The 10517-nt window shown below is 56.2% G+C and carries 9 protein-coding genes; 2 read left to right on the top strand and 7 right to left on the bottom strand.

Annotated features, from left to right (window positions below; translation table 11 throughout):
- Positions 1-102 precede the first annotated feature (102 nt).
- Together HMPREF2849_RS02045 and HMPREF2849_RS02040 are read right to left on the bottom strand one after the other, a co-directional pair.
- Complete coding sequence (locus tag HMPREF2849_RS02045) at positions 103-627, bottom strand: alkylhydroperoxidase, AhpD family (protein ID WP_016422636.1); 525 nt, start codon at positions 625-627, stop codon at positions 103-105.
- Between the two features lie 5 nt (positions 628-632).
- Positions 633-1229, bottom strand: coding sequence for a peroxiredoxin (locus HMPREF2849_RS02040; protein WP_016422637.1), 597 nt, complete (start codon positions 1227-1229; stop codon positions 633-635).
- A gap of 105 nt (positions 1230-1334) precedes the next feature.
- Between HMPREF2849_RS02040 and HMPREF2849_RS02035 the strand changes: the two genes are divergently transcribed.
- Complete coding sequence (locus HMPREF2849_RS02035) at positions 1335-2267, top strand: hydrogen peroxide-inducible genes activator (protein WP_049193018.1); 933 nt, start codon at positions 1335-1337, stop codon at positions 2265-2267.
- A 77-nt stretch (positions 2268-2344) separates the two neighbouring features.
- Here HMPREF2849_RS02035 and HMPREF2849_RS02030 read toward each other — a convergent pair whose 3' ends face one another.
- Together HMPREF2849_RS02030 and HMPREF2849_RS02025 are read right to left on the bottom strand one after the other, a co-directional pair.
- Positions 2345-4864 (bottom strand): DEAD/DEAH box helicase, encoded by a 2520-nt coding sequence (locus HMPREF2849_RS02030; RefSeq protein WP_101738652.1) that lies wholly within the window; start codon positions 4862-4864, stop codon positions 2345-2347.
- Between the two features lie 42 nt (positions 4865-4906).
- Positions 4907-6109 carry a PAC2 family protein gene (locus HMPREF2849_RS02025; protein WP_016422640.1) on the bottom strand — a complete coding sequence of 401 codons (1203 nt, stop codon included), beginning with the start codon at positions 6107-6109 and terminating at the stop codon, positions 4907-4909.
- A 229-nt stretch (positions 6110-6338) separates the two neighbouring features.
- Here HMPREF2849_RS02025 and HMPREF2849_RS02020 point away from each other — a divergent pair, with 229 nt between their 5' ends.
- The gene (locus tag HMPREF2849_RS02020; protein ID WP_246822081.1) at positions 6339-7451 is read left to right on the top strand and encodes a DUF4192 domain-containing protein; all 1113 of its coding nucleotides are present in this window, start codon (positions 6339-6341) and stop codon (positions 7449-7451) included.
- A 26-nt stretch (positions 7452-7477) separates the two neighbouring features.
- On the opposite strand, the gene galE is transcribed toward HMPREF2849_RS02020, so the two are convergent.
- The 3 genes from galE to HMPREF2849_RS02005 all read right to left on the bottom strand — a co-directional run bounded on the left by galE (position 7478) and on the right by HMPREF2849_RS02005 (position 10431).
- Positions 7478-8461, bottom strand: a complete 984-nt coding sequence (gene galE, locus HMPREF2849_RS02015) for a UDP-glucose 4-epimerase GalE (protein ID WP_070862532.1) — start codon at positions 8459-8461, stop codon at positions 7478-7480.
- Positions 8458-9138: an iron-dependent transcriptional repressor DtxR gene (locus HMPREF2849_RS02010; RefSeq protein ID WP_070438300.1), complete on the bottom strand. Its 681-nt coding sequence runs from the start codon at positions 9136-9138 to the stop codon at positions 8458-8460. The genes galE and HMPREF2849_RS02010 overlap by 4 nt, the downstream gene beginning before the upstream one ends.
- A gap of 303 nt (positions 9139-9441) precedes the next feature.
- Positions 9442-10431: a sigma-70 family RNA polymerase sigma factor gene (locus HMPREF2849_RS02005; RefSeq protein ID WP_016422644.1), complete on the bottom strand. Its 990-nt coding sequence runs from the start codon at positions 10429-10431 to the stop codon at positions 9442-9444.
- Between the last annotated feature and the right edge of the window lie 86 nt (positions 10432-10517).

Raw genomic sequence — 10517 nt, 5'->3', positions numbered from 1 at the left:
ACCGAGCGGACACACTTTTTGTCACTTAACCCCTATTTCGTCAGCAGGTAATCCTGCGGGGGAGCGTTCGGCTATCAAAAGCCGAACCTAAGCTCTGAATATTTAGCGGGTAGCCTCAGCGAAGACAGCCTGTGCAACACCAGAGACGGTGCCTGCAATCTTCACAGCTTCCCAGACCTGCTCCTTGGTCAGACCAGCATCGCGGACGACCTTTGCGTGAGAAGTCACGCAAGCTTCACAGCCGTTGATGGCAGAAACTGCCAGAGACCACAGCTCGAAGTCTTCCTTCTCGACACCCGGATTGGAGATGATGTTCATGCGCAGGCCGAACTTGACCTGTGCGTAGTCATCACCGAGCATGTGGCGAGTGCGGTAAGCAACGTTGTTCATGCCCATAACGGTGGCCGCACCAAGCGCAGACTCGAAAGCCTCGTCAGACAGGTGCTCCTTGGCTTCCTCAGCGATCTCGGAGAAAACGGTCTCGTTGCGGGTGGCAGCAGCGGATGCAAGCAGGGTACCCCACAGCTGCTGCTCGGAGAGTTCCGTAGAACGGGTGAGAGTGCCAAGGTTCAGCTTCATGTCCTTGGCGTACTCCGGTAGACCGGAACGAAGGTTATCGATGCTCATATGAGTTACTTCAGCTCCTGCTTCAGAACGTCCATCTTGTCGATGTTCTTGGTCGGGTCATTCTTCTGCCAGTTACATGCGCAGACCTCTTCAGACTGAAGAGCGTCGAGAACACGCAGAACCTCGTCAACGTTACGACCGACAGCGTCCGGGGTAACGGAAACGAACTGAATGATGCCGTCCGGGTCAATGATGAAGGTTGCGCGGTCTGCAACACCGTCAGCGTTCTCGACGCCGAGTGCACGCATCAGGTCATGGCGGATGTCGGAGAACATCGGGAACGGGATGTCCAGCAGTTCCTCGTGGGTTGCACGCCAGTTGAAGTGGGAGAACTCGTTGTCGCCAGAGCCACCGAGAATAACGGTGTCACGGTCCTCGAATTCCTCATTCAGCTTGCCGAATGCAGCAATCTCAGTCGGGCAGACAAAGGTGAAGTCCTTCGGGTAGAAGAAGACGACCTTCCACTTACCCTCGTAGGACTCATTGGTTACCTGCTCGAAGTAGTCATCCGGAGAAGAAGCGTTTGCATCACGCAGGTTGCCGCCCTTCAGAGCGGTCAGAGAAAACTCGGGGAACTTGTCGCCAACAGTCAAAATTGCCATGGAATCCTCCTGAATGTATTCCTTTTGGGGTCACACACCATTATGCCTATGGATTCCCGAACCGTCAAGAGGAAAAAGTTAATAAGCTCGTGTAGGCTTATAGGTATGCGTAATAGAGATTATCGGCCCACTTTGCCTCAGTTACGTGCCTTTGTCGCGATTGCCGATACCGGTCACTTCGGTCAAGCCGCTGCCCGCCTCGGCATTTCACAGCCCAGCCTGTCACAAGCGCTTTCCACCCTTGAGCAGGGACTGGGGGTGCAGCTTGTAGAGCGTTCGACTCGCCGAGTGCTGGTGACGCCACTCGGTCGCGGTCTGATTCCATATGCCCGCCAAGCATCTGAAATTGTTGACGAGATCGTTGCTCGCGCCTCTGGCCGTACAGATGATTTGTCCGGACCACTATCCATTGGTGTTATCCCTACGGTTGCTCCATACGTGCTGCCCAACTTCCTCCAGTTGGTTCGTGACGAGCTGCCAGATCTAAAGCCTAGGATCGTCGAAGAGCCGACCGAGCGCCTCATCGAATCACTTCGCTCCGGCACCATTGATGCAGCCATCATGGCACTGCCGTCCGATGTGCCTTCCTTTGAAGAGATCTACCTCTACGACGAAGAGTTCTACATCGTCGTGCCAGAGGATCATCCGCTGGCAGGTAAGGAAGAGGTAAAGCTTGAGGCAATCAGAGACTTGGACTTGCTTCTGCTTGACGACGGTCATTGCCTGCGCGACCAAGTGTTGGATATTTGTCGCAAGGTCGATGCTGTTCACGGCGAGACCTCCAGCTTGGAAACACGGGCGGCTTCTCTATCGACCGTCGTGCAGTGTGTTGCCGGTGGGTTGGGGCAGTCGCTTGTACCGGAATCGGCTGTCAAGATTGAGGCCGACCGTCCCGGCCTGGCTGTTGCGCGATTCGAAGGTCCGGCACGGCCGGGACGCACCATTGGGCTGGTTCACCGCGCATCATCGGTACGCGGCGGCGAGTTCAATCGAATTGCTGAACTGGTACGGCAGGCCTACATAGACGCTGTTGCCTAAAGCTCTCTTGGCGCATGCCGCAGTAGCGTATGAAATAAGCAAAACCGGGCTGGTAGTTCCAGCCCGGTTTTTCGCGTTTATCCCTGAATAATTCGCAGCGATGCCAACCTGACCTCGCCGTATTCATCAGATGCAGCCAAGTCAACGCCCGCTTCAAAGCGCCAGCCGTGGTCGCCCTCAGGGTCATCGAGTATCTGGATCACATGCCATAGGCCCTCACCAGCCTTGCGGTCAATCGAAATCATATCGCCGCCGCGAGCCTTTGCATCGATCCCTAGGTCATCGTATTCATCGAAGTAGTCATCCATCGCGGCAGGCCAATCTGGCGCATCGTCGAGGTAGTTGTCCAGGTCGGCCAGCTCCTCCTCCTTTTCAAAGGCAAAGAGCTGCACGTGGCGAAACATGAGATTGCGCACCATACGGGTAAATGCACGTTCGTTGCCTGTAAGGGGCCGCGACTCGTCGGTGCCAAAAGCCGCTTCCTTGAGAGTTTCCTCGTCCAATGGCTTGTCCGGATCGGCCATCTGCGCCCATTCATCCACCAGGGAGTTATCCACCTGCACAACGAGCTCGCCGAGCCATTCCACAATGTCCCGGAGTTCCTCGTTAGCGGCTTCCGGAGGGAGAGTGTGTCGCAAAGTGCGCCAGGCATCGGTGAGGTAGCGCAGGAAAATACCTTCAGAGCGGGCAATTCCATACTCAGATACCACGTCCGAGAAAGTCATGGCCTTTTCCACCATCTCGCGCACCACAGACTTGGGCGACAGCGAAAACTCACGCACCCACGGGTGACCTTGAGCATAGGTGTCGAATGCGCCCTCCAGCTCGTCGGCAAGCGGCATCGGCCATGTGATGTCTTCGACGATGTTCATACGTTCGGTGTAATCAACACCCTCGGCCTTGAGCGCGGCGATTTCTTCACCGCGTGCCTTTTTCTGCTGCGCGATGAGCAGTGGGCGAGGGTCTTCCAGAATTGACTCAAACACACTGATGACATCGAGTGCGTAGTTCGGGCTGTCCTTATCCAACAGTTCGAGCGCGGCGATGGCGAAAGGCGACAGCGGCTGATTGAGCGCGAAGTCACGCTGCAGCTCCATTGTCAGCTCGGGGCGGCAGTCATCGCCCTCGCCATGCATGACGACGATTCCCGCGTTGACCAAACCGCGGTAGAGCTCAATTGCGGTCAGAATAGCCTCATTTTGCTGGTGGCGGGTGTCGTGATTGGTGCGCAGCAGATGACGCATGTGTTCGTAGGTATCGCCACCACGTGCAATGACGTTGAGCAACATACCGTTGGTAACTGCAAAGCGGCTGGTCAGCGGCTCCGGTGGCTGAGAAACGATTTTGTCGAAGGTCTTCTCCGACCATGTCACTTCGCCCTTGGGAACGGACTTCAGCCGCAACTTCTTCAGTTTGGCCTCATCCTGGCCGGCACGGCGCCGCAGCTTGGCGTTTTCGATTTCGTGTTCAGGTGCTTCGACAACTACGGTGCCCTCGGTGTCGTAGCCAGCACGGCCGGCGCGTCCAGCGATCTGGTGGAACTCGCGTGACTTGAGAATACGGCTACGACGGCCATCGAACTTGGCCAAACCGGTAATCAGCACCGTGCGAATAGGCACGTTAATGCCGACGCCGAGGGTATCCGTGCCACAGATGACCTTCAGCAGACCAGTCTGAGAGAGACGCTCAACCAAACGACGGTACTTCGGCAGCATTCCCGCATGGTGGACGCCAATGCCCTGGCGCACCAACTTGGAAAGAACTCGACCAAAGGCCGTGGTAAACCGGAAATCGCCAATCTCTTCGCGAATCCGCTCCTTCTCCTCCTTCGTCAGCAGCTTCAGACCGGTCAGTGCCTGAGCCTGTTCAGCTGCTTGGCGCTGGGAGAAAAAGACGATGTAGATTGGGGCTTTGCCGGATTCCAGCAACTCCGCCAGCGTGTCATGAACTGGTGTGTAGACATAGTGGAAATCCAGCGGTACCGGGCGCGTCGTACCTGTAACGAGGTTGACGTCGAGTCCCGTGCGTTCCTTCAAATCCGTCTCAAACTTTTGAGTATCGCCGAGAGTGGCGGACATCAACAGGAATTGGCAACGGGAAAGCTCGAGCAAGGGCACTTGCCATGCCCACCCGCGATCGGGATCCGCATAGAAGTGGAATTCATCCATTACCACCTGGTCAATATCGGCGTCGGCCCCGTCGCGCAGGGCGATATTGGCGACAATTTCCGCAGTTGCGCAGATGATGGGTGCACCACCGTTGACGGTGGCATCGCCGGTCATCATACCGACGTTCTCAGCGCCAAAGACCTCGCAGAGGGCAAAGAACTTCTCGCTGACCAAGGCCTTAATAGGCGCTGTGTAAAAGCTGCGCTGGCCACGAGCGAGGGCGCAGAAGTGGGCAGCAATAGCCACCATGGACTTGCCCGAACCTGTCGGAGTGGCAAGGATGACGTGGTCGCCACCAGCGAGACCAATAGCGGCCTCCTCCTGGGCCGGGTAGAGCGTGATGCCCTGATCCCTGGTCCAGGCAATGAACGAGTCCATAATCGCATCGTCGAAAAGGGACTCTGGAACCTCAGCTAGGTCGGGAAGCATTTCAGATAGTGACACGCTTCCCACCCTAGCGGTAACCCCGGATTAGAAGCGGAACCAGGGCTTCCAGCCGCGCCGACGGCGAGGTTGTTCCGGTTCACCGGATTCTTCGCTTTCCGCCTGCTCTTCCCGAGGCTGTTCTGACTCAGGCTGTTCGGCAGTGCCGTCTGCAGAAAACTCCGCAGACCTATCATCCGCCGAGGCCGACTCGGATTCTTCCGAGTGTGCGTCAGTGTCCTCTGATGTAGTTGCCGAGGAATCCGAGCTGGCCGGGGTCTCCGCCTCGTCGTCAAGCGAGGAAGAATCCTCTACTGGGCGCAGCGGTTGAGAAGCGAGGAACCTTTCGAACTCAGCGCCAATCTCGTCGGCCGAAGGCATCTCGCCGTTAGGTCCAAGCAGGGGAGAAGTCTCCAGCTCTTGACGACGTTGAACTTCCTGGTCGTACTGTTCCTCGAGAAGATTGACCAGCTGAGAGACCTCGCCGGAATCATTCGTCTGCGTATTGAGCAGCTCCGCCACCCGCGCGGATTCCTTCTCCAACGCCTCAAGCGGGAGCTCGAGCTTGGCTAGTTTTGCTACCTCCTGCAACAGCCGCAGTGACGCCAGCGGATACTCAGAGGCCGCGACATAGTGTGGCACCTGTGCGGTGAAACCAAAGGCATCACAACCGCGGCTTGCGAGCTCGTACTCAATGTTCAGGCTCGCAGCACCCGGAACTGTGACGCGGTTTCCCCAGGTATGCATATCACCGAGTTTCCGCTTATCTGTGCCATGGGCGATGATGCCCAGTGGTCGGGTGTGCGGAACCGTCATCGGAGCCGAGTACAGCGACACAGTCCGACCGACATCGTAGCGCTCCGCCAACTCTGCAACGGCAGTCGAGAAAGCCTCCCACCGCATGTCTGGCTCAGGGCCAGAAAGCAGCAAGAACGGCTTACCGACGTTGTCGCGAACCACATTGAGTGACAGGTTCAAATCGGATACATCCACAATCTGGTCGTGGTTCATCGTCACAGAGGGACGGCGAGAACGATAATCAATCAGCTCGTCGATAGAAAAGTTCACCAATGGACGGTGCTCGAGAGCATCCAAGAGGAAACTAGCTGATTCCGAGACGGCATTACCGGCATCCGCATAACCGCTAAGTGCAATGACCAGGGTCAGATGGCCCTCGCTTCCCGTTACGTCAGGAACCGGAAAAACTACCTCGTACATATTGCCCTGAGGCTTGTCGGTCGGATCACTCACGTACGACTACCTCCTGCATCACATTTTTCGTCATTTGAAGTAAACAACCACGATACCGCAGAAACTATTCCAGTTATCCACAAGTAGAAAGTAGTCCACAGATGGGCCGATTTTTCCGGTCGCGCACAAGCAAGGCTGTTGCGGATTCGATAACAATGAGAGCCACCAGATGGCGAGAGGATTGTCCGCTGTCGAGCTATTCCAATGGGGGAAAAGGGGTAAGGAATTAATGGGAAACAAACAGAACTTCGGTGCAGGACAAAAGCCTGAAATTGAGCCGAGTGTTTTTCTGACGAACCTGCCGGGAATCGTTGGATTCTATCCGCGGGGGCAGGTAGTGATTGCGGCGTTGTATCGTCAGCAGGTCGAAGATCTCATCGATGGCAAGGTCGAGTTTGATCCGACAGCGCATGCTGGCCCGATGCTGATTAAGGATGTGGCCTCGATGGAGAACAATCCTGACTTGGTGCGGGCAGCCGCGGACTTCCTGCTCGATGAAGGATGCACTCACGCAGATGTGTTTATCATCGACGAATCCTGGGGGATTGAAAAGGACTCCACACCTATTACAGGCTGGCTGCGAGAAGGCGGCCTGCATGAGGTGCGTTTGGCGGGCGTTGCCACTATTGCTGCGGGGGAAGTTGTCACGGACGAGCAGGGAGAAATCGTCGGCATTGTCGGTGACAGTCTGATGACCGACAATGCAAATCTAATCTCCCGGCAGGGAGAGCAGATTTTCAAAAACTATGAGGAGTACCGCAGCTATTTTCGAGGTGGCCAATTCCACGACAGTAAAGACAGGGCTCTGATTGAACGCCTCCGGGAACGAGCGATAGCCGTTGAGCAGCCGAGGAAGCTCAAAATTGGTTCGGACAATCCCGCGCTCATTGAGCACTTCGACATGCTCAAAACCGCCGTGGAAAACGTGGCCGATGGTGTGATGGATGCACATGAGGCGGTGCGCGATGAAAACGCAGGATATGCCATTGCAGCAGCACTGACCAACGTCACCTTGCGCGATATGTCCATGATTTTCATTACTACGCAGTTGGCGCAACCAATGACAGAAATCTGGCGCGAGGCCGCAATCGTCCACCGCGGCAGCCTGCGTGCAAACGCTTTAGCGTGTTTTGCCATCGCAAAGTTCGCGGCTGGGCTGGAGAACTATGCGCAAACAGCTCTCGATGAGGCAGCGGGGGAGCAACCGAATCATTCACTGACTCAGTTGCTGGAAATTGCGGTCGCCAATCAAATTGTGCCGAGGTGCGTCGGCACAATTCTTGGGGCAGCACAAGAGGTACTGCGCAGGGTATACAAGGTGAAAATGCCGCGTATTGATTAGCGCCCCTGCAAGCTGTACTGCAGTACCTAGCGGTGCGCCGAGTGGGCTCGGTCGCCGAGGTTCTTGGTGTACTCCCATGCATCGGCGACGATGGTTTCAAGCTCCGTATGATTGGGCTTCCATCCGAGCTCGTCCATGGCACGCTGAGAAGAGGCAATAAGGGTTGCCGGATCACCGGCTCTGCGCGGTGCATCCTCAGCGGGAATCGGGTGACCGGTGACCTTACGGCAGGTTTCAATGACCTGGCGAACTGAAAAGCCGTCGCCGGAACCGAGGTTAAAGATACGGTGGGTTCCCGGCGTGTTGGACTCTAGTGCCAAGACATGCGCATCGGCGAGGTCTTTGATGTGGATGTAGTCACGCACCGCGGTGCCGTCCGGAGTCGGCCAGTCATTGCCAAAGACCATAATCTTGTCGCGGTGACCGAGCGCAACCTGCAGTACCAGTGGGATGAGGTGAGTTTCCACCTCACGGTTTTCTCCAAAACCGCCCCAGGCACCCGCCACATTGAAATAACGCAAGCTGGTAGCGCCGATGTTGTATGCCTTGGCGTAAGAGGCGATGGCGTAGTCCATGGCCAGCTTGGTGGCACCGTAAGGGTTGGTCGGCGCGGTTGGCATGTCTTCGGTAATTGGTGTCTTCTCTGGCTCGCCGTAGGTTGCAGCTGTCGAAGAGAACACCAGGCTATTCGTACCGGTATCACGCATCGCGTCGAGTAGCTTCAGGGTTTGGCCCACATTGTTGTGCCAGTAGTCGGAAGGAACTTCGACAGACTCGCCAACAAGCGATTTCGCAGCGAAATGAACGACGCCGTCGAAGCTGTCGGAGGACAGAACCTCGTAGGCATTGTCCGCCACATCACCTTCGACTAGGGTCGCGCCCTCCGGCACCGCATCACGGTTGCCAACAGAGAAGTTGTCCAGAATGGTGACGTCGTGGCCAAGAGAAATCAATACTGCCGAGCAAACGCTACCGACGTAGCCGGCACCACCAGTGACGAGGAGTTTCATTTGATAATCACCATGATCGCATGAGACAGAGTATCCGGAATGTCAAGAGAATGATCACCGCGGGCGAGAGTCACGCGGCCGGCGGCAACCTCGGCAAGTGCCTCAGTACCCGGCATAATTCCGGCCTTGTGGAGACGCTTCATGTAGCTCTGCTCGACCTGCAGGATTTCGTTAATCTGGACGATCTCAACGGTGTACTCGCCGGGGTTTAGATCGGACAGTCGGCGAACGTTCTCTAACGGCTCTGGTGACTGAGTCCCACCGAGGTCTCCCAAACCGGGAATCGGATTGCCGAATGGGGAGCGTGTGTAAGAGTCAAGCACGTCGAGAAGTTTGCGCTCGACCTCGTCACTCATTACGTGCTCCCAGCGGCAGGCTTCGTCGTGAACCTTGTCCCATTCGAGGCCAATGACATCCGTAAGTAGGCGCTCAGCTAGGCGGTGCTTACGCATGACAGCCGTGGCCAGCCTGCGGCCCTCGTCGGAAAGCTGCAAGCTGCGATCTGGGGCAACTACGAGAAGGCCATCGCGCTCCATGCGCGCAACGGTTTGGCTAACGGTCGGCCCCGACTGCTCAAGGCGTTCGGCAATGCGAGCACGCAAAGGAATGATGCCCTCTTCTTCGAGTTCGAAAATCGTACGTAAGTACATTTCCGTGGTGTCAACCAAATCCCTCACGGTTTTCCTCCGATAACACAGTCTTAAAAGTTTTCACTCAAGTATTAGGATAACCACACTTGCGCAAGAAAGATGTTAGGGCTCGCAAATCCAGTGGCTTTGGTGCTGATTAGGCAGCGAAAAGCTTGGTTCGGTGGGCGCTGCTGAGACGGAAGGGAGCGTACGCGATGTCGAAAGCTCGACGTGCAGACGAAAACGCCGACCGCCAGTGTGGATGAAACTCCGGCACGGGGTCGGCATTGAAGTCCAGCTCTATCTCAGGGCTGAAATTAGGAACCCTATCGATGTCACCGCCATGTGGCGTTAGTTTGCGTACTCACGCAGCTTGTCAGCACGGTCACCCTCGCGGAGCTTGGACATAACTTCCCGCTCAATCTGGCGGACGCGCTCTCGAGACAGGCCAAAGTGGCGGCCAATCTGATCCAGCGTGCGGGGCAGGCCATCGTCGAGACCGTAGCGGAGCTTAATAACTTCCTGCTCTCGAATCTCGAGAGTGGACAGAACCTTGCGGACATCGTGGTGACGCAGGGAAGCGACAACTGCCTCCTCGGCATCAGTTGCCTCTGAGTCCTCGATGAAGTCTCCCAGAGGAGCTTCCTCATCAGTGCCCACCGGCATGTCCAAGCTCACCGGGTCGCGGGACTGGCGCAGCAGCATCTCGATCTTGGCCTCTGGAATGCCGGATTCCTCTGCCAATTCCTCATTCGTAGCCTCACGGCCGAGCTGCTGGTAGAGCTCACGCTTGATACGAGAAATCTTGTTGACCTGCTCAACCAAATGAACAGGGAGGCGAATGGTGCGCGACTGATCAGCCATACCGCGGGTAATAGCTTGGCGAATCCACCACGTTGCGTAAGTGGAGAACTTGAAGCCCTTGGTGTAGTCGAACTTTTCCATGGCGCGGATGAGGCCCAAGTTGCCCTCCTGGATTAGATCCAGCAGAGGCATACCGCGGTTGGTGTAGCGCTTCGCCAGCGAGACCACAAGACGGAGATTGGCTTCGAGTAGGTGGGCGCGTGCAGCCTTACCTTCCTTTGCCAGAATCTTGACATCACGCTTCTTTGCGCGGGTCATTTTCGCGCCGGTCTGCAGCAAATGCTCGGCGTATACACCGGCTTCAATGCGCTTAGAAAGTTCCACCTCTTCTTCAGCGCTGAGAAGAGCAGTCTTTCCGATGCCGTTCAAATACACACGAACCAAATCGGCGGACGGATTGGAGTTATTGCCAGTGCGGCGCCCCTTGTCCCGTGGCTGACCTTCCAGTTCGTCATTTTGAATATCGGCACTCTTCATGAATCTGCCTCCTGGATTTTTAAGTGGACTCAATAACTACAACGCACGGAGTTACGGAAATGTTCCCGTGAAAGTTGATGAATGTC

The sequence above is a fragment of the Corynebacterium sp. HMSC073B01 genome (genome assembly GCF_001838255.1).
Classification (GTDB): Bacteria; Actinomycetota; Actinomycetes; order Mycobacteriales; family Mycobacteriaceae; genus Corynebacterium; species Corynebacterium jeikeium_D.
This window is presented reverse-complemented; position numbering and strand designations above follow the sequence as displayed.